We start from the raw sequence: 21,871 nt of genomic DNA on the forward strand, positions 1-21,871 counted from the left end.
CCTGCTTCCCTCTCGGCGCCGGATCAGTTGCGCCGGTTTCGCCGGGTGGGGTCGCGCAGCTGGAAAAGGCTGGAGGCCAGGCCGGGGGCGGGCTGCAGAGTCGTCAGCTGCACGCGCGTGCGCGAGCCTTGGGCGTCGGTGATGGTCCACTCCTGCAGACGCACGGGCGACCCGGCGAAAGCCAGGATGACCGATCCTTCGTTGGGGCGGCGCGCGTCGCGGGCGGTGATGGCGAAGGCGCCGGAGTCCATGCGCGTCACGCGGTCGATCTTGACGCCCTGATCCAGCCGGACCTCGCGCGCCAGGAAGGTCGATAGCGGCGTCTGGCCCAGCGGCGCCTGGCGGAAAACGTTCAGGCGCGGGTCCCAGCGGCTGACGTTGTTCCCGTCGGCCACCACCAGCAGGCCTGCGGGCTCGGTGTATTCAAACCGCATCTTGCCGGGGCGCTGCAGATAGTAGCGGCCGGTGCGGCGCTGGTTGTTCGGGCCGGTCTCGACGAAGGTCCCCTGAGCCGTCGTCATGGCGGTCAGATAGGTCTGGGCCTGACGCAGCACGGCCTGATCCTCGGCGGACAGCCCGGCCTGCGCCAGGACGGCGGCGGGCGCGGCGGCGAGCGCCGCTACGGCGGCGGAGCCGAGGCCGAAGGCGCGGCGGGAAATGCTCATGTCTTTTCTTCTCCCGTTCTGAACGGTTTTCGACCCGATGAGGATGAGGACTTCATCCGGCAGGCTGATGACGCCAGCCTGACCATATTCCGGCGCTCCGATGAAGCGGCGTTCATTGTTTAGTGTCCTAGCGCTCGCCGCGCGGCGGCTCGCTGCTTGAGGACGTGAGGCGTTTAAGCGTCGACTGAACCGCAGGGTTCCCAAGCGTGCGCTCGTGATTGGCGCTGAAGCAGCGAGCCGCCGCGCGGCGAGCGATAGCGCCCGGCGGCAAAGCCGCCGCTTCGGCGAAGCCGATCACACCATAGGCGGCGGTCCGGCCAGCACCTCGCGCTTGCCCGCATGATTCGCCGGGCTGACGACGCCTTCCTGCTCCATGCGTTCGATCAGGGTGGCGGCGCGGTTGTAGCCGATCTGCAGACGGCGCTGGACGTAGGAGGTCGAGGCCTTGCGGTCGCGCGTGACCACGGCCACGGCGCGGTCATACAGGTCGTCTCCGGTGCCGCCGCCTTCATCGCCCATGGCGCCGTCGCCGTCGCCGTCAGGCTCGTCGGTGATCAGGTCGAGGTATTCCGGCTCGGCCTGGGCGCGCAGATGCTTGCAGACCTCTTCGACTTCCTGGTCGCCGACGAAGGGGCCGTGCAGGCGGGTGATGCGTCCGCCGCCCGCCATATAGAGCATGTCGCCCTGGCCCAGGAGTTGCTCGCCGCCCTGTTCGCCCAGGATGGTGCGGCTGTCGATCTTCGACGTGACCTGGAAGGAGATCCGGGTCGGGAAGTTGGCCTTGATGGTGCCGGTGATGACGTCCACCGACGGGCGTTGCGTGGCCATGATCAGGTGGATGCCCGCCGCGCGGGCCATCTGGGCCAGACGCTGGACGGCGCCTTCGACGTCCTTGCCCGCGACCAGCATCAGGTCCGCCATCTCGTCCATGACCACGACCAGATAGGGCATGGGCTCGGGGCGGATCTTCTCGCTCTCGTAGACCGGGCGGCCCTGTTCATCGAAGCCGGTCTGGACGGTGCGTTCGAAATGCTCGCCCTTTTCCTGGGCTTCGCGGGCGCGCTCGTTGTAGCTGGCGACGTTGCGGACGCCGAGCTTGGACATCCGGCGATAGCGGTCCTCCATCTCGCGCACGGTCCACTTCAGGGCCACGACCGCCTTCTTGGGATCGGTCACGACCGGCGCCAGCAGGTGCGGGATGCCGTCATAGACCGACAGCTCCAGCATCTTGGGGTCGATCATGATGAAACGGCACTCGGCGGGCGAGTGGCGATACAGGATCGACAGGATCATGGCGTTGACCCCGACCGACTTGCCCGAACCGGTGGTGCCCGCGATCAGCAGGTGGGGCATCCGCGCCAGATCGGCGACATAGGGCTCGCCGCCGATGGTTTCGCCCAGCGCCAGCGGCAGCAGGTGGCTCTTCTTGTCGTATTCGCCCGAGGCCAGAAGGTCGCGCAGGAAGACGGTCTCGCGCTTGGCGTTGGGCAGTTCGATGCCGATGGCGTTGCGGCCCTGAACCACGCTGATGCGGCAGGCGCGGGCCGACATGGAGCGGGCGATGTCGTCCGCCAGGGCCACGACGCGGCCGTGCTTCACGCCGGGCGCCGGCACCAGTTCATACAGTGTGACGACGGGGCCGGGGCGGATCTGGTCGATCTGGCCGCGCACGCCGAACTCCTGAAGCACGCCCTCCAGCATCTTGGCGTTGGCCTTCAGCGATTCCTCGTCGACGGCGCCGCCGCGCTGGCCGGGCTTGGCCAGAATGCCCAGCGGCGGCAGCTCGAAGCCGCCCTCATTGGCGAAGTCGAAGGCCTGCTGATCGGCGTCGCTGCGCACGGGCTTGGGCGCCTTGACCGCCGCGACCTTGGGCTCGGCCGGACGGTTCTGGCGGGCCGAGGGCGGGGCGATGGGGGCGGGGGCCGCGTCCTCCCATGGCGGGGTATAGGCGTCAGGCTGATCGGCGTCGGGCTCGTCATAGGCGGCGGCGACCGGAGCGCTAGAGGCGGGCGCAGGGCCGTCGGCCTCCATCTCGTCCGCCTCAGGCAGACGGTGGCGCGGCTTGCGGGCCGGGGCGGCGGCTTCGGCGACGGCGCGCCGCGCCTTGCCCGGCTTGGCGGCTTTGGGCGGTCGGGCGGCGCGGGCCTCGGCGCCCTTCTGGGCGGCCCAGCCGGCGGTGTCGGTGAAGTCGCGCAGGCGCAGGCCCACGGTATAGGCCAAGCTCCACAGCGCCAGCGCCAGGAACAGCAGGCCCAGAATAATGCGCGCGCCGGGGACCTTCAGCGCGCCCAGACCGTTGGCGGCGAGGCCCGTGACGGCGTCGCCCCACAGCCCGCCCATGCCCGCCGCCAGCGGCCACCTGGCGGGCGCCGCCGGGGCCGACAGGGCGGCCGACAGCAGCAGCACGCCCGCGACGGCGCAGAAGATCTTGAACGGGGTCGGCTGCAGACGGTGCTGCAGGGCGTCGCCGATGGCCACGGCCAGCCCGAAGGCGATCAGCAGCAGGACGGCGGGCCAGGCCGCCAACCCTAGAGACTGCATGATCAGATCGGCGAAGGTCGCGCCTGCGCCGCCCAGCCAGTTGGTCGGCGCCTGCGCCGATGCAGCGTTCCAGCTGGGGTCCGCCGGGTTCCACGAGATCAGGGCCACCAGCAGCAGCGCGGCCAGCATGGCCTGCAGCACCCCCCTGAACCGCACGGCGAAAGGCGCCGCCCAGACGATGCGGGCGGTGCTCCAGACGCGTTGACCGAGCGCGAGGGCGGCGGACATGAAGGCGGACCTCCGAAGACGGGACTCCGACCCCTTGTGCCGTCCAGAAGGTTAAAGCGGCATTTACCAGCTTGGCCTTTGCAAGCCGCGATGAGCCCTTATGTCCCAGTAAGCGCGCGGGCTTGCGGTGGCGTGACGCGCGATAGGGGCCTAGAACATCATCATGAGCGGATCGGACGACTACGACATCATCATCGCCGGCGCAGGGCTGGTCGGGGCGACCTTTGCACTGGCGGCGGCGCAGGGCGGCCTGCGCCCCGTCATGGTGGACCCTCAGCCCTTTGACGCCCAGATGGCCCCGACCTTCGATGGGCGGGCGACGGCGATCTCCTACGCCAACTTCCGCATGTTGAAGGCGTTGGGGCTGGGCGAGGCGCTGGAGCCGCACGCCTGCCGCATGGACCGCATCCTGGTCACGGACGGCCGCCGCCCCGGCGCCGCCAGCCGCAAGCCGTCGGCGTCCTATATCCGCTTCGATGCGGACGAGATCGGCGACCGCAACGGCGGCGAGCCGCTGGGCTATATGGTTGAGAACCGCCGCCTGCGTTCGGCGCTGGCCGAGCTGGTGAACGCTCAGGGGCTGGAGGTCCGCGCCCCCGCCGCCGTGGCTGATGTGGCGGTCGGGCCGGGCCGGGCGACGGTGACGCTGAAAGACGGGTCGACCTTGTCGGCGCCGCTTGTGATCGGCGCCGAGGGCCGCAACTCGACCGTGCGCCGCGCGGCGGGCATCGACGTTTTCGGCTGGACCTATCAGCAGAGCGGCGTCGTCTGCACCGTGCGCCTGGAGAAGCCGCACGGCAACGTCGCCCATGAGTATTTCCTGCCCGACGGGCCCTTCGCCATCCTGCCGCTGACGGAGAACCGGGCCAATCTGGTCTGGACCGAGAGCACCCGCCGGGGCGAGGCGCTGCGCTCGGCCTCGGATGAGGCCTTCCACGCCCATTTGACGCGCCGCTTCGGCGATTTTCTGGGCGAGCTGACGATCGAGGGACCGCGCTTCGTCTATCCGCTGTCGCTGCAACTGGCCGAGGGGCTGACGGCGCCGCGCATGGCCATCATCGGCGACGCCGCCCACGGGGTGCACCCGGTGGCGGGGCAGGGCTTGAACATGGGCCTGAAGGATGTCGCCGCCCTGTCCGAGGTGCTGACCGAGGCCGCGCGCATCGGCGAAGACATCGGCTCGGAGCTGGTGCTGGAGCGCTACGCCCGCTGGCGTCGGTTCGACACGGCGGCGCTGGCGGCGGGGTTCGACGGCTTCGTGCGCCTGTTCTCCAACGACATCGCCCCGGTGCGGCTGGCCCGCGATCTGGGCATGGCGGCGGTCAACCGCATCGCTCCCCTGCGCCGCGCCTTCATGCATGAGGCGGGCGGGGCGACGGGGGATCTGCCTCGGCTTCTCCGAGGAGAAGCTCTGTAAGGGAGGCCCTATCGCTCGCCGCGCGGCGGCTCGCTGCTTGAGGGCTTCTCCTCCCCATGAAATGGGGAGGTGGCGCGGCGCGTAGCGTCGTGACGGAGGGGCCGCTGGGTCCGCCCGGCCTAGCCCCTCCACCGCTTCGCGGTCCCCCTCCCCATTGCATGGGGAGGAAAGATAGAGCTCAGTCCAGCGGGCGGGCGTCTTCGGCCAGCATGATCGGCACGCCGTCGCGGATGGGGAAGGCCAGTTTGGCGCCCGCCGAGACCAGTTCGTTGCGCTCGCGGTCATAGGTCAGGCGGCCGCGCGTGACCGGACACACCAGCACCTCCAGCAGGCGGGGATCGACCGAGACGGGGGTGTTGAAGGCGTCGCTCATAATTTAAGTGCCCTATCGCTCGCGCCGCGAGCGCTTGCTGCTTGAGGGCGCCGGGCGCCCGGATTGCTGCCGCACGGCGCGGCTGTGTGGGTGGCGTTTTAGCGTCTGGAGCTTGCTGAGACTACTGCATCGCCGGACCCGGCTCGTCGTCGTCGGGGGCGACGGCTTCGATGCGGAGCAGGGCGGTGAGGGCGGCCTCGCGGTCGGTCAGGGTCAGGGCCTCCAGCAGAGCCTGTTTCTCGGGCGGATCAAAAGGCAGGCCCATGGCCAGGCTGTTGACCAGCGCCTCCTGCGGGGCGGCGCGGGCGGTGTCCCAGTCGATGTCCAGACCGCGCCCGGACAGATAGGGCGCCAGGGCCGACAGGAAGGGCTCGCGGTCGAAGGCCTCGTCGGGATCGGGCGCGCTCAGGTCCGTCTCATAGGGCTGGAAGTCGGCGCGCACCTGGCGATAGGGGGTGCGCACCTGCATCTCGGTGGCCACGGCGAAGCGGCACACCCCGGTCAGGGTGATCAGATAGCGCCCGTCCGAGGTCTCGGCGAAGCTGGTGATCCGCCCGGCGCAGCCGACGCGGGTCAGGGGCGGGTTCTCGCCCGCGGCGCCGACCGGCTGGATCAGGCCGATCATCCGGTCCCCCGCCATGGCGTCGTCCACCATGTTCAGATAGCGAGGCTCGAACACGTTCAGCGGCAGCTGGCCCCGCGCCAGAAGGATGGATCCCGGCAGCGGAAAGACCGGGATCACCTGGGGAAGTTCGCTGGCCTTGACGTAGCCCTGAGCCATGATCGCGCCGTTAGGAGAACAGAATGGAGGACAGGCGTCGTCGGCCGTCGCGGGCGACTTCGCTGTTGGGGCCGGCGGCCTCGAACACGGTCAGCAGCTGCTTGCGGGCGGCCTGTTCGTTCCAGTCGCGGTCGGCCTGAACGATGGCCAGCAGGTGGTCGACCGCCCCTTTCAGGTCGCCCGCCGAGGCCAGGGCCTGGGCCAGGTCGAAGCGGGCTTCGTGGTCGTTCTTGTCGGCGGCGAGCCGGGCTTCGAGTTCGGCGGTCGCGCCGGTCGGCGCGGCCGAGGCGAGCGACAGCTGGGCGCGCACGGCCTGGACCGCCGGATCGGCGGAATCGGCGGGCGCCATGGCGATGGTCTGGGCGGCCTGTTCGGCGTCGCCCTCGGCCAGGTAGACGCGGGCCATGCCGGCGATGGCCTTCTGGTTGCCCGGCTCCATCGTCAGCACATGAGCGAAGGCCTGAGCGGCGCCGCCCAGATCATTCAGGGTCAGCGACTCCTCGCCCAGCGACAGCAGCTGTTCGACGTCGGTGTTGACGCCTTCGCCGCCGGTCAGCTTGTCGATGAAGGCCTTGATCTGGCTGTCGGGCACGGCGCCCTGGAAGCCGTCCACCGGCTGGCCGTTGACGAAGGCGTAGACGGTCGGGATCGACTGCACCCGCAGCTGGCCCGCATAGGCCGGGTTGGCGTCGACATCGATCTTGACCATCTTCACCGCCCCCTTGGCGGCGCGCACGGCCTTCTCCAGCGCCGGGCCCAGCGTGCGGCACGGGCCGCACCAGGTGGCCCAGAAGTCGACGATGACCGGCTGATGCTTCGAGGCCTCGACCACGTCCTGCATGAAGGAGGCGTCCGTGCCGTCCTTGATCAGGTCGGGCGGGGTGGTCAGCGACGGGTCGGCGAAGGTCATGGTCGGGTCCGCAAGGCAAGACGAAGGAAGGTAACGGATCAGATGGCGTCGGGATGCGTGCGCATCAAGCCGCAAGCGCGCCTTGCCGCATGGGAAGGCGAGGGGATCGGAAAAAACAGAGTCCAATTCGTCTGAATCGTCTGAAATCTCCTTCAACGGGAGAGACAGTCTAGCACAGGCGCAGAGGGGGGATGGTTGATTGCCCTGCCGCATCCTTCTCCCCTTGTGGGAGAAGGTGGCTCGCGTAGCGAGACGGATGAGGGGTGTCGGCGCTCCGTCGCCCCCTCAGGCTGGTTTGTGACGAAAACGCGCTACGGCGGCGTTCACACCCCTCATCCGAGCGCCTGACGGCGCCCACCTTCTCCCACAAGGGGAGAAGGAAACTATAGCCGGTCCATGCGTAGCCAGCGGGCGTCTTTTAAAGGTCCGCAACGGGTCGAAAGTGGGCATAGGCCCCAATCCTTGAAACGGACGCCCGCCTCCACTCAATCCAGGGCGCCAAAGTCCACCACGATCGGGTCGCGGTCCAGAAGGGCCAGGACCTGGCGGAAGCTGTCCTGATCGAGCGCGGTGGTCGCGGTGTTGATCAAGGGATGGAAGTTGACGACAGCGGCCTCCCACAGGCGCCGGTCCAGCACGAAGGTCACGCGGCGCTCCAGGTCGTTGATCAGGCCCAGCGCCGTGACCGAGCCGGGACGCACGCCCAGCGTCTCCCACAGCAGGCTCTCGTTGCCGAAGGACAGGCGGTCCGAGCCCATCGCCCGGTGAGCCCGTTTGAGGTCGATGACCGTGTCCTGGGCCGCCGAGATCAGCCACAGGCGGCCCTTCTTGTCCTTGAGGAACAGGTTCTTGGTGTGGACGCCGGGCAGGGCGGCCTTCAGCTCCAGCCCTTCCTCGACGCGGAAGACGGCGGGGTGGTCGTGGGTGGTTTGTTCGATCCCGTTTTCGGCCATCCAGGCCAGCAGGCGGGCGCGATCGTAGGCGGGATCGGGGGCGGGAGAAGACAGGGTTTGCGCGGCGGCGTCGGTGTTGGCGGTCATCTCGGTCTTGTCGGGCGGGCGGCGAGGGCGATAGGGGAGAGGGGCGACCCTCAGGGTCGTCACTTCATTCGTCAAGCTTGGGGAGCCGCGTCTTGGAACTGGAATGCTATCCGATGAATGCGCGTCCGTGCGACCTGGCGCCGGGCCGCCAGTCGCGCAACTGGATGGACGCCTTCGCCAGTCGGCACCCCTATCGCTGTCTGCCGCTGACCATGGCCAACACCACGGGCTGGGAGATCCTGTGTCCGTTCGGCTTCACCGCCGAGTGGAACGGCGGGCCGTCGCAGAACGACATCACCATCACGCCCGACCGGCCGCAGCCGGAGCTGGACCACTTCGTCACGTCGCACTTCTCGCGCGGGGTGCTGACCATGCACCCGCAGTATCTGTTCCGCACCCCGCCGGGCTGGGGCCTGATCGCGCAGGGGTCGCCCAATCATGTCAAGGACGGCATCCAGCCGCTGAGCGGCCTGATCGAGACGGATTGGCTGCCGTTCCCCTTCACCATGAACTGGATCTTCACGCGGCCGGGCCGGATCCGCTTCGATAAGGGCGAGCCGTTCTGCTTCATCCTGCCGGTCGAGCACCGCAAGGTGGAGGCGTTCGAGCCGGTGATCCGTTCGCTGGAATCCAATCCCGGCATGAAGGGTCAGTTCGACGCCTGGAACCGGTCGCGGACGGACTTCAACACCCGCCTGGCCTCGGGCGATCCCGACGCGGCCAAGGAGGCGTGGCAGCGCTTCTACTTCAAGGGCGAGGTGCCCGAGGCCCTGGGCAAGGCGCCGGCCACCCACGCCAATAAGCGCCGTCTGAAGAACCCGCGCGTGGGGTGAGGCGCGTTTCTCCTCCCCATGCCAATGGGGAGGTGGCGCGGAGCCGAAGGCGACGTGACGGAGGGGCTGCTGGGGGCCGTAGCTTTCGGCGCCTTCGTCTGTCGGCGCGGTCGTCAGCCCCTCCACCGCTACGCGGTCCCCCTCCCCATTGCATGGGGAGGAAAAGCAACGCCCGCCTCCGGTGACGGAAGCGGGCGTTGTCATTTTTCGCGCCCTTCGCCGCTCAAGCAGCGAGCCGCCGTGCGGTGAGCGATAGCGGTCTTTCATGCCGCTCAAGCAGCGAGCCGCCGCGCGGCGAGCGTTAGGGGTCTTTCATGCCGCTCAAGCAGCGAGCAACCCCGTCGCGAGCATTAGCGGCCTACTTAAGAAACCGGCCGGATCACGCGCGGGCCGAGGTTGTTGATGACCTCGCGGGCGTCGAAGGCGTTGACGTCGCCGGCGGGCTTGGGACCGCGGCCCATGACGATCTCGGCCGTGGCCTCATAGCGGTCCACCTGGCGGATGTCGCGGTCCCGGCCCCAGTAGGGGTCCCAGGTGCTCCAGTAGCCGCGCTGGTAGAAGCGCCAGGACGGACCCCAGAAGGGACCGTAGCGGTCGTAGTAGAAGGGGTCCGGCGTCGTGTAGAAGCGCGTGTCGCGGTCGGTGGCGCGGGTAACGGTGGCGAACCAGTCATAGCCGTTCTCGACCGTCAGTTCGGCCGAACGCAGCAGCAGCGACATCTCGACCTGATCGCGCGAGGTGACGGAGTTGCCCGAGAAGCTGACGGCGTAGCGGTTGGCTTCCAGACGCTGCTCGGCGTAGCCGCCGCGCTGGCCGTTGACGCCGGCAGGCTGGTAGGGGGTGGCCGTGGCGCACGCGCCGAGGGCGAGCGCGCCCGCCAGGGCGATCAGCACCGGGGTCTTGCGAAGCTTGATCATGGAAAACTCTCCTTGAGCGTTCACTGAACGCTCTTCGGTCTGAACGACGGGTGAACGGCCAAGTTCCGAAACGCGCTTCACAGACGCGAGACGATCAGGACGGCGGCCAACAGCAGAAGACATCCGACGACTATGCCGAACCCCTTGCGGAAACGCGGCGCGGTCATCTGTCGCGCCAGCGCCGCCCCGCCCAGGCCGTAGCCGCTCATCGACAGCGCATCCATGCCGACGGTGGTGACGGCGAACAGGGCCAGCTGGGGCGCCAGCGGACGGTTGATGTCCAGGAAGGGGGGCAGGACGGCGGTGAAGAACAGGATGGCCTTGGGGTTGGCGATCTGAACCATGAAGCCGTCGATCAGGGCGCTGCGCCCGCGCTTGACCTCGATGTGCGAAGGCTCGGCGGCGGTGGCGAAGGCGCCGCGCAGGGCCTTGACGCCCAGCCAGGCGACATAGAGGGCGCCCAGGACGGCGATGACGCGGAAGACCTGGGGGAAGGCCATCACCAGGGCGCCCAGGCCCAGGGCGGCGGCGCCGAACCAGACCAGGGTGGCGCAGTTCATGCCGACGACGGCGGTCAGGGCGGCGGCCTTGCCCTTCTCCATGCCGGTGGCGACGGCGAAGATGTTGGCGGGACCGGGCGTCACCGCCATCACGGCCATGACGCCGACAAAAGCCAGATACAGATGCGGATCGACGGGAAGCGCGGCCATGAGGCCCTTTCGAGCGCGCCGGGCGCTGCGTCAAGCCGTCGCGGTCATCGGATCAGGTTTCGGAGGGAATCGGCGGGACGGGCGGCGCGGGCGGGACGGCCAGGGCGGCTTCGACCTCGTCCATCGCATCCAGGGCCTGATCCATGCCGTACTGGGCGATCAGACCATAGGTGACCATGTGCTCGGGGTCGGCCTGGGCCCAGGCGCCGTTGGTCGACAGGCCCTCGACCATCGGGGCGATCCCGGCGGTCGCCTCGCGCACGACGGCTTCGATGTCGATTTCAGCCAGGGCGGCCTGGGCGATCTGGCTCGCCTGGCGCGTCGCCTCGGCGGTGAAGTCGGCGACGTGCGGCTGATAGTCCGACCACAGCGCGGCGATGCGCAGGCCCTTCTGGGTTCCGCTCAGGCTGTCGTCGGCCTGGATGCGTTCCGCCCGAGCGCCGAACTCCTCCATCTTCCGCTCGAAGACGGCGGCGGCGGATTCAAGGCTCAGTTCGGCGGAGGTCTTCTGGGTCTCGGCCACGGCGGTCGACACCGGCAGCAGCGCCAGGGCGGCGGCCAAAGACAGGGGAACAAGAGAGAGGGCGCGGACCATGACGAGGCTCCTTCGACGGACGCTGGCAGGGTCCGCCGAAGGGCGCGCGTGCTCAAGTGAAATCGCGGTAAGGCGCCGGGGGAGGGCGCCCTCTCTCCCGTTTGATCAGTCCTGGGCGTCGGGGGCGGCCGGGGCGGTCACGGCCTGGGCCACGGCCTGACGGATCTGGGCCGGAACGGCGCGGATCTGGGCCGGGGCGGCCTCGGCGGCGGCCAGGATCTGGGCCTTGTTCTCGGCGTTCTCGGGCTTCTCGGCGAAGGTGCGGAAGAAGGCGGCCAGTTCGTCGGCGAAGGCGTTGAAGGTCGGCTCATAGCGCGTGATGATGGCGTCGGCGCGCGTCTGCTTGGTCGCCGCGTCCAGAGCCGGGTCCTCGATCACGGCGTCCAGTTCGGCCTTCATGCGCTGGGCCTCGGCGTTGAAGGCTTCGCCCTTGGCCTGGAAGGCGGCTTCCTCGGGCGAGGGGGCGGGCTGGGCGGCGGGCGCAGCGGGCGCGGCCTCCTGGGCGGAGACGACGGCGGGGGCGGCGCAGACGGCCAGGGCCGCAGCAGCGGCGGCGAGGGTCAGGCGGGACATGTGGGGGGCTCCGGCAGGCGACGGGCGCGGCGCCCGTCAAGACTAAGAACTCGCCGGCCGGGAGCGACCGGAGATGGCCGCCACGGTGAGGGCGCCGTCGCCGAAGCGCAAGCGTGACCTTGTATGAAAGCGCTTTTGGGCGGGAAAGCGCGCGAGAGGCAGGAAAGCGCGTGAAGGCTGGCGGGCCGGCCTCTTGAACCCGTGCGCGACAGGGCGCATCTGCGGGCCATGTTCATCCAGACCGAAGCCACCCCCAACCCGAACGCCCTGAAGTTCCTGCCCGGCCGTGAGGTCGCGGGCGAACAGACGCTGGAATACCGCACCATCGACGAGGCGGCGGCCTCGCCCCTGGCCGAGGCTTTGTTCGAGCTGGAAGGCGTCGAGGGCGTCTTCTTCGGCGCCGACTATGTATCGGTCACGCGCGCGGCGGACGGGCCGGAGTGGACAGCGATGAAGGCGCCGATCCTGTCGGTGGTGATGGATCACTTCGTCTCGGGCGCGCCGCTGGTGCGGGCGGGGGCGGAAGCGGCGCCGGATGATGGGGCGCCCGACAGCGAGATCGTGGCCGAGATCAAGGGACTGCTGGACACCCGCATCCGTCCGGCCGTGGCCCAGGACGGCGGCGACATCCTGTTCGACCACTTCGACGAAGACACGGGGGTGCTGCGCCTGCGGATGCGCGGGGCCTGCGCCGGTTGTCCGTCCTCCTCGGCGACGCTGAAGGCCGGGGTCGAGCAGATGATGCGCCACTATGTCCCCGGAGTGACCAGCGTCGAACAGGTCATCTGACGCCTTCGCCGTTCTGTTTCACATGAAACGCTCGCGCCCGGCGGGGCGGCGCGGCATGATGGCGCGATGGCAGGTTCGGGCGAGACATCCGAAGCGCGGGCTCTGGGCGAGGCGCGGGCTCTGGGCGAGGCGCTGGCGGCGCTGCGGCGCGACTGCGGGCTGAGTCAGGCCGAAGCCGGCGCGCGAATCGGCATGACTGGCCAGGGCTGGGGCCTCTATGAAGCCGGCAAACGGTCCAGCCTGTTCCGCCCCGATGTTCAACGCCGGCTGACCGGAGCCCTGGGCGCGACGCCCGAGGCCTTGATGCTGCAAGCGCCGGGCGGTGCCGAGGTCTCGACCGACCGCCCGAAGACCTCCCATCCAGACAATGCGCCGGCGCACGGCCTTTCAGCGCGCGGTCGGGCGTTCGAGGGCGCCGCCTCGGACGTGCGACGGTTGCGGCTGGAGACGGACGAACTGGCGCCCTGGGCGTCGGCTGGCACGGTGCTGGAGTACGCTCTGGGACGTTGGCCGAGACGAGGCCAAGGCTGTGTGATCCAGCTTCAGGACGGCCTGCGCAAGGTCCGGCTGTATGACCGCGCCGACGAGGCGGAGATGGTGGTCTTGGGCGCCGGCGCCCTGGATCGGTCCGAGCGCATCGCGCGATCAGACGTCCAGTCCGTGTCAGCGGTCATCAGCCGCCTGGACGATGCGTGAAACGAAATAGTTGTATTTCATCGGCGGACGTGAAACGCTCTGGTTGAAACGGAGGGGTCATGCCGCGTCGCAGTCATCACATCGACCAGGTCGTCGGCCTGCGCATCGCCACGCGGCGGTCGGCCCTGGGGTGGTCTCAGTCGGCGCTCGCACGGGCGTTGGGCGTCAGTTTTCAGCAGGTCCAGAAATATGAGGCCGGGGCCAACCGGATCTCCGCGTCCCGCCTGCATCAGGCGGCCGCCGCCATGGGGTGTTCGGTCGCCGATTTCTTTCCCGCGCGCCCGGACGCCGAGGGTTCGGAGCCGCTGGTGCATCCGGTCATGGCCAGCGCCGAGGGGCGACACCTGGCCGAGGCCTTTGTCCGCATCTGCGACGCCGAGGCGCGCCGCGCTCTAACCCGCGTGGCCCAGGCTATGGCCGGAGCTTGATGAATCGGCGGGTCCGAAACGGTCGCATCGGCGCCGATTTCGCATTAGGAACAGGACCATGAAGGTCATGGTCATTGATACGGCGCTGGGCGCCTGCGTCGCCGGGGTGTTCGCGCCCGAGGCGGCGAGCGACGCGGTGCGCGCCCTGGGTCTGCGCCGGGAGCTGATGACCAAGGGCCATCAGGAACGGCTGGGCGGTCTGGCGCGCGATGCGGCGGCCGAGGCCGGCGGTTTCGACGGCGTGGATCGGATCGGCGTGACGGTGGGGCCGGGCTCCTTCACGGGGTTGAGGGTCGGACTGGCCTTCGCCCTCGGATTGGGCGCGGCGCTGGATCGGCCGGTGGTGGGAATCTCCACGCTGGACGCCCTGGCCGCTTCGGTTGCGGCGCCGGGTCTGGTCGCCGCCGTGATCGACGCGCGTCGGGGTCAGGTCTATGGGCGGCTGTTCCGCGACGGGGCGCCTGTGGGCGAGGCCGAGGCCTGGCCGCTGGAGACGGCGCGCGACCGTATTTTGGCCGAGGCGGGTCAGGGGGGCGTCCTGCTGGTCGGCAGCGGGGCGACGCTTCTGGCCGAGACCTTCCCAGACCTGGCGGGCGCAAGGATTGAGCCGCTGGCTGCGCCGAGCCCGGAGGCGCTGGCGCGTCTGACGATGGCCGCCGATCCGGCGAGGTCGCCGCCGTCGCCCCTATATCTTCGCGCCCCCGACGCCACCCCGCCCAGCCGCCTGCCGGGCCAGCCGCGCCAGCCCGCTGTATGAGCGAGGCGATCGTCCCGCCGGTCGATCCCGTTCGGCTGTCCGCCGTCCACGCCGAGGCCTTCGAGACGCCGTGGGACGCGGCGGCTCTGGCCGAACTTCTGGCCTCGCCGGGCGTGTTCGCCGTGGCGCAGGACGACGGCTTCATCCTGATGCGCGTCGTGGTCGACGAAGCGGAGATCCTGACCCTAGCGGTGCGGCCGTCGTCGCGCCGGGCGGGCCTGGGCCGGCGTCTGGTCGAGGCGGCGGTGGTGCGCGCCGCCGCCCTGGGGGCCGAACGGATGTTCCTGGAGGTGGCTGAAGGCAACGCCGCCGCCCGCGCGCTTTACGCCCGCTGCGGGTTCGTCGAGATGGGCCGCAGGCGCGGCTATTATTCGCATACGGACGGTCGCCGCGAGGACGCGCTGACGCTGGTCCTGAACTTTCCTCGATAGCTTCCATAAGGCGACGGTCCGGCCTATCTTCGCCGCATGGACCGGATCGAAAAACTCTGCGCCGAGCGCGGCATGCGCATGACCGAGCAACGTCGGGTGATCGCCCGCGTCCTGTCGAACGCCGAAGACCACCCCGATGTGGAAGAACTGTATCGCCGCGCCTCGGCGATCGACCCGCACATCTCCATCGCCACCGTCTATCGCACCGTGCGCCTGTTCGAAGAGGCGGGCGTGGTCGAGAAGCACGACTTCGGCGACGGCCGCAGCCGTTATGAAGAGGCCGGCGACGACCACCACGACCACCTGATCGACACCAAGACGGGCGAGGTCATCGAGTTCTTCGACGCCGAGATCGAACGGTTGAAGACCGAGATCGCGCGCAAGCTGGGCTATGAGCTGGTCGGTCATAAGCTGGAGCTCTACGGCCACGTCATCCCCGGCGCCGAGCCGGTCGAGCGCGAGGGCCTGATCTACAAGCGCCGCCCGCGCGACGAGGTCGAAGACTGATCCCGCCTGAGCCTGACCGGGGTCGCCGCTTGCCGTCGCCGGTTTCGGCGATCATAAGCCGGGCATGACCGATACGCTCCTAACGCCCGTCCTGGAGGACGGCGGCGCGCCGGAAGGCGGGGCCGCGCCCAAGCGCCTGTTCATCAAGACCTACGGCTGTCAGATGAACGTCTATGATTCCGAGCGCATGGCCGACGTGCTGCGGCCGCTGGGGTATGCGCCGACGGACACGCCGGACGGCGCCGACTTCGTCATCCTGAACACTTGCCACATCCGCGAGAAGGCGGCCGAAAAGGTCTATTCCGAACTCGGCAAGCTGCGGCAGATGAAGGAGGAGAAGGCGGCGGCGGGGCAGGGCGGCATGACCATCGCCGTGGCGGGCTGCGTCGCCCAGGCCGAGGGCGAGGAGATCATGAAGCGCCAGCCGGCGGTCGATCTGGTGGTCGGGCCGCAGGCCTATCACCAGCTGCCGGAGCTGCTGACCCGCACCGCGCGGGCGCGCGGCGAGCGCATCGGCGCCGACTTCGCCCCCAATGAGAAGTTCGACGCCCTGCCCGCGACGCGCGGGACCGAGGGCGTGACCGCCTTCCTGACGGTGCAGGAAGGCTGCGACAAGTTCTGCACCTTCTGCGTCGTGCCCTATACGCGCGGCGCCGAGTGGTCGCGGCCGGCCGCGGCGGTGCTGGACGAGGCCCGCGCCCTGGCCGACCGGGGGGTGCGCGAAGTCACCCTGCTGGGCCAGAACGTCAACGCCTATGACGGCGAGGGGCCGGACGGCAATCCCTTTACGCTGGCCAAGCTGGCCTACGCCTTGGCCGACATCCCCGGCATCGAGCGCATCCGCTATACGACCAGCCACCCGAACGACATGTCGGACGATCTGATCGCGGCGCATGGCGATCTGGACGCCCTGATGCCCTATCTGCACCTGCCGGTGCAGGCGGGCTCGGACCGCATCCTGCGGCTGATGAACCGCAAGCACGGGCGCGAGAAGTATTTCGACCTGATCGACCGCATCCGCGAGGCGCGGCCGGACATGGCGCTTTCGGGCGACTTCATCGTCGGCTTCCCCGGCGAGACGGATCGCGATTTCGAGGACACCATGGATCTGGTGCGGCGGGTGAACTACGCCAGCGCCTTCTCCTTCATGTATTCGCCGCGCCCCGGCACCCCCGCCGCGACCATGGCGGCGCAGGTCCCGGACGCCGTGGCCAAGGAACGGCTGCACGCCCTGCAGGCTCTGCTGACCGAACAGCAGGTCGCCTTCAACCGGTCGCTGGCCGGGCGCGTCCTGCCTGTGCTGTTCGAGAAGAAGGGCCGCCACGGCGCCCAGGCCATCGGCCGCTCGCCCTATCTGCAGTCGGTCCACGTCGAGGACGCAGATCAACTGATCGGCCGGATCGTTCCGGTCGAGATCGTCAGCGGCCAGCAGAACAGCCTGTCGGGCCGACTGATCCAGACGAACTGACGGATTCTTCTCAACCCATGCGGCGCGAGCGGCGTTAGGGACACTCACAATCCCCCCAAGCAGCCTCGCACCGCGTGCGAGGCGATAGGGGACCCAACAAGGAGACCTCATGGCGCGCGAGTCCGAGTTCCTGTCCCTCAGCGATGCGGCGTTGCGCGCCGTGATCGGGCCGCAGAGCCGCCACCTGGCCCTGATCGAGGACGCCTTCAAGGTGCTGGTCGAGACGCCGGGCGGCGGGGTGTCGATCAACGGTTCGACGCGGGACCGGGCCCAGGCGCGCCGGGTGATCGAGGCCTTGTCGACCCGCGCCGAGGCGGGCGCCGAGATCACCGAGGCCGACGTGCGCACCGCCCTGGGCGCCGCCGTCACCCAGCCGCGCGCCGAGCCGGCGGGCCGCAGCCAAGGCCGCAGCATGGGACGAAGCGTGCCTGAGGGCGCGGCCCTGCCGGTGGGTCGTCGCGGCGCCATCGCCCCCAAGACGGCGTCGCAGGCGCGTTATCTGGAGATGTTGGGCCGCTGCGAGCTGACCTTCGGCGTCGGTCCGGCGGGCACGGGCAAGACCTTCCTGGCGGCGGCCTATGGCGCCTCCCTGTTGAAGCGGGGGCAGGTGGACCGGCTGGTCATCACCCGCCCGGCCGTCGAGGCGGGCGAGAAGCTGGGCTTCCTGCCGGGCGATCTGAACGAGAAGGTCGATCCCTATCTGGCGCCGATCTGGGAGTCGCTGAACGACATCCTGGGCGTCGAGGACGTGCGCCGCCGCCGCGAGAAGGGCGAGATCGAAGCCGCCCCCATCGCCTTCATGCGCGGCCGGACGCTGAGCCACGCCTTCATCATCGTCGATGAGGCGCAGAACACCTCGCGGATGCAGATGAAGATGGTGCTGACCCGCCTGGGCGAGGGGGCGCGCATGGTGGTGACGGGCGATCCGTCGCAGGTCGATCTGCTGAACCCGCGCGATTCCGGCCTGGCCCACGCCCTGCGCATCCTCAAGGACGTGGAGGGCGTCGGCGTGCAGCAGTTCAAGTCCGAGGACGTGGTGCGCCACGCCATGGTCGAGCGGATCGTGCGCGCCTATGACAGCGACGCGGCGCGCAGCCGCCCCTTCCCGGACCTTGAGGACGACGCCTGATGATCGAGGTCGAGATCGACAGCGAGGACTGGACGCAGGCTTTGCCCGAGGCGGCGGCGATCGTCGAGCGCGCCGCAGCGGCGGCGCTCGGAACGGTCGAGGGCGATGTCGTGGTGCTGCTGGCCGACGACGCGGCGGTGCAGGATCTGAACGCGCGGTTCCGCGACAAGGACCGGCCGACGAACGTGCTGTCCTTCCCGGCGGCCGAGAGCGCCTTTCCCCATCTGGGCGACGTGGTGCTGGGCTACGCCTATTGCGCGGCCGAGGCGCAGGCGCAGGGCAAATCGCTGTCGGACCACCTGAGCCATCTGGTCGTCCACGGCGTCTTGCACCTGCTGGGCCGCGACCACGAGGACGACGCCGAGGCCGAGGAGATGGAGGCCGAGGAGCGCGAGATCCTGGCCGAACTGGGCGTCGCCGACCCCTATGCTGCGGAGAATGGCGCGGCCGAGCATGAGGGCGCCGCATGAGCGGGGCGCTCGCCGCCCGCTTCATGGGCCTGATGGACAACCGCTGGGGCCGGATCGCCTTGGCGCTTCTGGCCGGGGCGGGCGCCGCCTTGGTCCACCCGCCGTTCGGCGTCCTGCCGGGTCTGCTGGGTTATCCGCTGCTGTTGCTGCTGGCCGATCGGGCAGGCGGCATGAAGGGCGGCTTCTGGGTCGGCTGGCTGGCGGGCTTCGCCTATTTCTTCATCGGCTGCTGGTGGGTGGCCGAGGCTTTTCTGGTCAATCCGGCCCAGGCGTGGATGGCGCCGTTTGCGGCCAGCCTGCTGCCGGCGGGCATGGGGCTGTTCTGGGGGCTGGCGACGATGGCCTATCGCTGGATCCGTCCGGCCGGAGCGCGGCGCGTCGTGTTGTTCGCCGCCCTGTTCGCCCTGCTGGAGTGGACGCGCGGCCATGTGCTGACCGGCTTTCCGTGGAATCCGGCCGGCGCGGGCTGGGCGGCCGGATCGGCCATGTCGCAGTTCGCCTCGGTCGCCGGGGTCTATGGGCTGGGCCTGATCACGGTGGCGGCGGTCAGCGCCTTCGCGCCGCTGATGGACGCCGGGCCGCGACGCCCGCGTCTGATCGCGGCGGGGCTGGGCGCATTGATGCTGGGCGGTCTGTTCGCCTTCGGAGCCGTGCGCTTGTCCTCGGCGAAGGTGGTGGAGACACCGACGCTGGTGCGGCTGGTTCAGGCCGATATTCCGCAGGACTATAAGTGGAGCCCCGAGGCCTATCAGGCGATCCTGGGCCGCTATCTGGAGCTGACCGCGCGCCCGGCCGAGGCCCTGCCCGACGTGGTGATCTGGCCCGAGGGCGCCCTGCCGACCACGGCCAACGACCTGTTCTCTTCGTCGGACGCCCAGGCGGTGGCGGCGGCGCTGCAGACCGGACAGACCCTGCTGGCGGGGCTGAGCCGGGGCGAGCCGGACCCGAGCGCTGAAACCGGCGCCCGCTATTACAACAGCCTGTTCGCCCTGCATGACGAAGGGGCGGCGGGGCTGCGTATCGGCCCGATCTACGATAAGCACCGGCTGGTGCCGTTCGGCGAATACCTGCCGCTGGGCGATCTGATGGGCCGGATCGGCGTGCGCAGCCTGGTGCATGTGCCGGCCGACTTCAGCGCCGGGCCGGCGCCCGCGCCGATCAGCCTGGCCAACGCTCCGAGCGTGCAGCCGTTGATCTGTTACGAGGCCTTGTATCCCGGCTTCACCCCCGCGACGGCGGCGACGCGCCCGGCGTGGATCGTCAACGTCTCCAACGACGCCTGGTTCGGCAAGACGTCGGGGCCGCGCCAGCACCTGAACCTGGCCTCCTATCGGGCGCTGGAGACGGGCCTGCCGGTGGCGCGGGCGACGCCCACGGGCGTGTCGGCTATGATTGATCCGTGGGGGCGGATCGTCGAGGGGCGGCGACTGGACCCGGGCCAGGCGGGGATCATCGACGTGCGTCTGCCGCAGCCGGCGCCGCCGACCCTCTATGGTCGCTGGGGCGATCTGGGGTTTGCGATCCTGCTGATGATCATGCTGACGGCGGGGCGTCGTCGCGCCGGAAATGCGGGAGCGGATCGTTAAGCATGATAAGATGCCGGCGGCGCCCCTGTGACGCGAAAGCGCATGACAGGGGAGAGGGCGCGCGGCATGTGGATACCAGTACAACCGGGAAGGGGCTGGAGATGATCAGGCGTTCGGGGACGGAGGGTCCCCATCTGGTGGACCGGCATGTCGGGCGGCGCGTGTGCGAGAAGCGCATCGCCCTGGGCTATAATCAGACTGATCTGGGTCAGGCGCTGGGGGTGACCTTCCAGCAGGTGCAGAAGTATGAGAAGGGCGCCAACCGCATCTCGGCGTCCAAACTGTGGGACATCGCCCGCTTCTTCGGCGTGGATATCGGCTATTTCTTCGAGGGCCTGACCAAGGCCGCTCAGCCGGGCATGGCCGAGGGCGAGGCCGAGCCGTTCGTGCATGATTTTCCCGCCACGCGTCAGACGATCGAGATCGGGCGGCTGGCGCCGCGCCTGTCGTCGCGTCAGCAGAAGCTGGTGGTCGACCTGATGCGCGAGCTGGTCGAAGAGGCCGCCGAGGCCGACTGAGCGCCTCTGGGGAGGGGGTGCCAAGAAAAAAGGCGCGGGAAACGATCCGCGCCTTTCTCGTATGGGCTGCCGACCGGGATCAGGCGCGCAGCGCCGTCTCCGAGGCGATGATCCGGCTGGCGGCGTGGACCACGGCGCCGATGCGCAGGGCGGCCTGGATCTGGACGTTCGGCGTGCCGTGCTTGCGCAGTTCGCCTTCGTGGGCGTCCATGCAGGCGCCGCAGCCGTTGATGGCCGACACGGCGGTGGACCACAGCTCGAAGTCCAGCTTGTCGACGCCGGGATTGCCGATGACGTTCATGCGCAGCTTGGCCGGCAGGGTGGTGTATTCCTGATTTTTCATCAGGTGCAGCGACCGATAGTAGATGTTGTTCATGCCCATGATGGCGGCGGCGGCCTTGGCGGCGTTCATCGCCTCGGGCGACAGAACGGTCGCGGCGTGGGCCTCGATCAGTTTCACCACGGGGCCGACGCCGATGGCGTGGGCCGAGGCCAGGAAGCAGCCCCACTTCTGCTGGTCGTTCAGCACGGTCTCATTGGCGAGCGAGGACAGGTTCAGCGAGATGTCCTTGCCATAGGCCGGGATCAGATCGCGCAGGGCGTCGATGGACATTTTGGTTCCTTTCAGGAAGCGGCTATCGCGCGCGACGCGGTCGCTTGCTGCTTGAGCCGCAAATGGCGTGAAGGGGCGCTCAAGCCGAGGGACGATAGCGCTCCAAGCGCGCTCGAGCAGTCCGAAGGACGATAGCGCCCTAAAAACTAACAAAGGCGGCGACAGTCGCCCGCCGCCGCCTCTGTCGAGGGGCGGCCCGGACCCTACTCACGCGGTCCGGGCCTGGTCGTTGTCGACCTTTGGGCCGGTGCTTAGGCGGCCAGGGTGTCGCCGCCGACCGGGCGGTTGCAGGCGCACAGTTCGTCGGTCTGCAGGGCGTCGACGACGCGCAGCGTGTCTTCCGGCGAACGGCCGACGTTCAGGTTGGTGACATAGACGTGCTGGACGACGTTGTGCGGATCGACGACGAAGGTCGCGCGCAGGGCCACGCCTTCTTCTTCGTCCAGCACGCCCAAGGCGCGGGCCAGCTTGCCGCCGTTGTCGGCGAACTGCCAGATCGGCAGCTTGTTCAGGTCGGCGTGGTCGCGGCGCCAGGCCAGCTTGGTGAACTCATTGTCGGTCGAGCCGCCCAGAACCACGGTGTCGCGGTCCTCGAAGTCCTTGCCCAGCTTGGCGAAGGCGGCGATTTCCGTCGGGCAGACGAAGGTGAAGTCCTTCGGGTAGAAGAAGATGACCTTCCACTTGCCCTCGAAGCTGTCCTGGGTGATCGGCTCGAACGCCGAGGCGCCGTTTTCTTCGTGGCTGTTGAAGCCCGGCTTCACACCGATAATTTTGAAATCAGGCAGTTTTTGACCGACGCCGAGCATCGCGCTTCTCCTAGAGACGAATGATATTGACCGTCGGCTCGCCGGGGAGGGCGAACCGTCGAGGCCATGAGATGGGCCTTGGCGCTGCTT

25 protein-coding genes are annotated in these 21,871 nt (G+C 69.2%); 13 read left to right on the forward strand and 12 right to left on the reverse strand.

Annotated features, from left to right (window positions below; translation table 11 throughout):
- Positions 1 to 23: 23 nt before the first annotated feature.
- Both PIB44_RS01030 and PIB44_RS01035 read right to left on the reverse strand, forming a co-directional pair.
- Positions 24 to 665 (reverse strand): LolA family protein, encoded by a 642-nt coding sequence (locus tag PIB44_RS01030; RefSeq protein ID WP_134581967.1) that lies wholly within the window; start codon positions 663 to 665, stop codon positions 24 to 26.
- A gap of 294 nt (positions 666 to 959) precedes the next feature.
- Entirely contained in the window at positions 960 to 3,434 is a 2,475-nt protein-coding gene (locus tag PIB44_RS01035) for an FtsK/SpoIIIE family DNA translocase (protein ID WP_278070131.1), read from the reverse strand.
- A 163-nt stretch (positions 3,435 to 3,597) separates the two neighbouring features.
- On the opposite strand from PIB44_RS01035, the gene PIB44_RS01040 reads away from it, so the two are divergent.
- Entirely contained in the window at positions 3,598 to 4,851 is a 1,254-nt protein-coding gene (locus tag PIB44_RS01040; RefSeq protein WP_278070132.1) for a UbiH/UbiF/VisC/COQ6 family ubiquinone biosynthesis hydroxylase, read from the forward strand.
- 178 nt (positions 4,852 to 5,029) lie between these two features.
- On the opposite strand, the gene PIB44_RS01045 is transcribed toward PIB44_RS01040, so the two are convergent.
- From PIB44_RS01045 to PIB44_RS01060, 4 genes are all read right to left on the reverse strand, one after another.
- Complete coding sequence (locus tag PIB44_RS01045) at positions 5,030 to 5,224, reverse strand: Trm112 family protein (RefSeq protein WP_003166576.1); 195 nt, start codon at positions 5,222 to 5,224, stop codon at positions 5,030 to 5,032.
- Positions 5,225 to 5,345: 121 nt separating this feature from the next.
- Complete coding sequence (locus PIB44_RS01050) at positions 5,346 to 6,005, reverse strand: LON peptidase substrate-binding domain-containing protein (RefSeq protein ID WP_278070133.1); 660 nt, start codon at positions 6,003 to 6,005, stop codon at positions 5,346 to 5,348.
- Positions 6,006 to 6,015: 10 nt separating this feature from the next.
- The gene (gene trxA, locus PIB44_RS01055) at positions 6,016 to 6,915 is read right to left on the reverse strand and encodes a thioredoxin (protein WP_253120924.1); all 900 of its coding nucleotides are present in this window, start codon (positions 6,913 to 6,915) and stop codon (positions 6,016 to 6,018) included.
- Positions 6,916 to 7,400: 485 nt separating this feature from the next.
- On the reverse strand, positions 7,401 to 7,955 hold the full coding sequence (locus PIB44_RS01060) for a prolyl-tRNA synthetase associated domain-containing protein (protein ID WP_278071019.1): 555 nt from the start codon (positions 7,953 to 7,955) through the stop codon (positions 7,401 to 7,403).
- Positions 7,956 to 8,047: 92 nt separating this feature from the next.
- On the opposite strand from PIB44_RS01060, the gene PIB44_RS01065 reads away from it, so the two are divergent.
- Entirely contained in the window at positions 8,048 to 8,788 is a 741-nt protein-coding gene (locus PIB44_RS01065) for a DUF6065 family protein (protein ID WP_025976453.1), read from the forward strand.
- Positions 8,789 to 9,150: 362 nt separating this feature from the next.
- On the opposite strand, the gene PIB44_RS01070 is transcribed toward PIB44_RS01065, so the two are convergent.
- The 4 genes from PIB44_RS01070 to PIB44_RS01085 all read right to left on the reverse strand — a co-directional run bounded on the left by PIB44_RS01070 (position 9,151) and on the right by PIB44_RS01085 (position 11,583).
- Positions 9,151 to 9,705, reverse strand: coding sequence for a CC0125/CC1285 family lipoprotein (locus PIB44_RS01070; RefSeq protein WP_025976454.1), 555 nt, complete (start codon positions 9,703 to 9,705; stop codon positions 9,151 to 9,153).
- Positions 9,706 to 9,782: 77 nt separating this feature from the next.
- A complete protein-coding gene (locus PIB44_RS01075; protein WP_025976455.1) occupies positions 9,783 to 10,415 on the reverse strand; it encodes a LysE family translocator in 633 nt (210 codons plus the stop codon).
- 52 nt (positions 10,416 to 10,467) lie between these two features.
- A complete protein-coding gene (locus PIB44_RS01080) occupies positions 10,468 to 11,010 on the reverse strand; it encodes a hypothetical protein (RefSeq protein ID WP_278070134.1) in 543 nt (180 codons plus the stop codon).
- A 105-nt stretch (positions 11,011 to 11,115) separates the two neighbouring features.
- Entirely contained in the window at positions 11,116 to 11,583 is a 468-nt protein-coding gene (locus tag PIB44_RS01085; protein ID WP_227157618.1) for a hypothetical protein, read from the reverse strand.
- Between the two features lie 228 nt (positions 11,584 to 11,811).
- On the opposite strand from PIB44_RS01085, the gene PIB44_RS01090 reads away from it, so the two are divergent.
- From PIB44_RS01090 to PIB44_RS01140, 11 genes are all read left to right on the forward strand, one after another.
- On the forward strand, positions 11,812 to 12,372 hold the full coding sequence (locus tag PIB44_RS01090) for a NifU family protein (protein ID WP_278070135.1): 561 nt from the start codon (positions 11,812 to 11,814) through the stop codon (positions 12,370 to 12,372).
- Positions 12,373 to 12,438: 66 nt separating this feature from the next.
- A complete protein-coding gene (locus PIB44_RS01095; RefSeq protein ID WP_278070136.1) occupies positions 12,439 to 13,068 on the forward strand; it encodes a helix-turn-helix domain-containing protein in 630 nt (209 codons plus the stop codon).
- 59 nt (positions 13,069 to 13,127) lie between these two features.
- Positions 13,128 to 13,496 (forward strand): type II toxin-antitoxin system RelB family anti-toxin, encoded by a 369-nt coding sequence (locus PIB44_RS01100; RefSeq protein ID WP_278070137.1) that lies wholly within the window; start codon positions 13,128 to 13,130, stop codon positions 13,494 to 13,496.
- A gap of 58 nt (positions 13,497 to 13,554) precedes the next feature.
- Entirely contained in the window at positions 13,555 to 14,253 is a 699-nt protein-coding gene (gene tsaB / locus PIB44_RS01105) for a tRNA (adenosine(37)-N6)-threonylcarbamoyltransferase complex dimerization subunit type 1 TsaB (RefSeq protein ID WP_278070138.1), read from the forward strand.
- Positions 14,250 to 14,684: a ribosomal protein S18-alanine N-acetyltransferase gene (gene rimI, locus PIB44_RS01110; RefSeq protein ID WP_278070139.1), complete on the forward strand. Its 435-nt coding sequence runs from the start codon at positions 14,250 to 14,252 to the stop codon at positions 14,682 to 14,684. Before tsaB ends, rimI begins: the two co-directional genes overlap by 4 nt.
- 36 nt (positions 14,685 to 14,720) lie before the next feature.
- A complete protein-coding gene (locus tag PIB44_RS01115; protein WP_025976463.1) occupies positions 14,721 to 15,191 on the forward strand; it encodes a Fur family transcriptional regulator in 471 nt (156 codons plus the stop codon).
- Between the two features lie 64 nt (positions 15,192 to 15,255).
- Positions 15,256 to 16,659 carry a tRNA (N6-isopentenyl adenosine(37)-C2)-methylthiotransferase MiaB gene (miaB, locus tag PIB44_RS01120; RefSeq protein ID WP_278070140.1) on the forward strand — a complete coding sequence of 468 codons (1,404 nt, stop codon included), beginning with the start codon at positions 15,256 to 15,258 and terminating at the stop codon, positions 16,657 to 16,659.
- Positions 16,660 to 16,768: 109 nt separating this feature from the next.
- The gene (locus PIB44_RS01125) at positions 16,769 to 17,788 is read left to right on the forward strand and encodes a PhoH family protein (RefSeq protein WP_278070141.1); all 1,020 of its coding nucleotides are present in this window, start codon (positions 16,769 to 16,771) and stop codon (positions 17,786 to 17,788) included.
- On the forward strand, positions 17,788 to 18,258 hold the full coding sequence (gene ybeY, locus PIB44_RS01130; protein WP_278070142.1) for an rRNA maturation RNase YbeY: 471 nt from the start codon (positions 17,788 to 17,790) through the stop codon (positions 18,256 to 18,258). Before PIB44_RS01125 ends, ybeY begins: the two co-directional genes overlap by 1 nt.
- Complete coding sequence (gene lnt, locus PIB44_RS01135) at positions 18,255 to 19,844, forward strand: apolipoprotein N-acyltransferase (RefSeq protein WP_278070143.1); 1,590 nt, start codon at positions 18,255 to 18,257, stop codon at positions 19,842 to 19,844. The genes ybeY and lnt overlap by 4 nt, the downstream gene beginning before the upstream one ends.
- Before the next feature lie 101 nt (positions 19,845 to 19,945).
- Complete coding sequence (locus PIB44_RS01140) at positions 19,946 to 20,362, forward strand: helix-turn-helix domain-containing protein (protein WP_278070144.1); 417 nt, start codon at positions 19,946 to 19,948, stop codon at positions 20,360 to 20,362.
- 79 nt (positions 20,363 to 20,441) lie between these two features.
- On the opposite strand, the gene ahpD is transcribed toward PIB44_RS01140, so the two are convergent.
- On the reverse strand, positions 20,442 to 20,975 hold the full coding sequence (gene ahpD, locus PIB44_RS01145) for an alkylhydroperoxidase, AhpD family (protein WP_134581979.1): 534 nt from the start codon (positions 20,973 to 20,975) through the stop codon (positions 20,442 to 20,444).
- Between the two features lie 251 nt (positions 20,976 to 21,226).
- Positions 21,227 to 21,781, reverse strand: a complete 555-nt coding sequence (locus PIB44_RS01150; RefSeq protein WP_253111594.1) for a peroxiredoxin — start codon at positions 21,779 to 21,781, stop codon at positions 21,227 to 21,229.
- Positions 21,782 to 21,871 lie beyond the last annotated feature (90 nt).

The organism is Brevundimonas sanguinis, assembly GCF_029636725.1.
In the GTDB taxonomy this organism is placed as follows: Bacteria; Pseudomonadota; Alphaproteobacteria; order Caulobacterales; family Caulobacteraceae; genus Brevundimonas; species Brevundimonas sanguinis.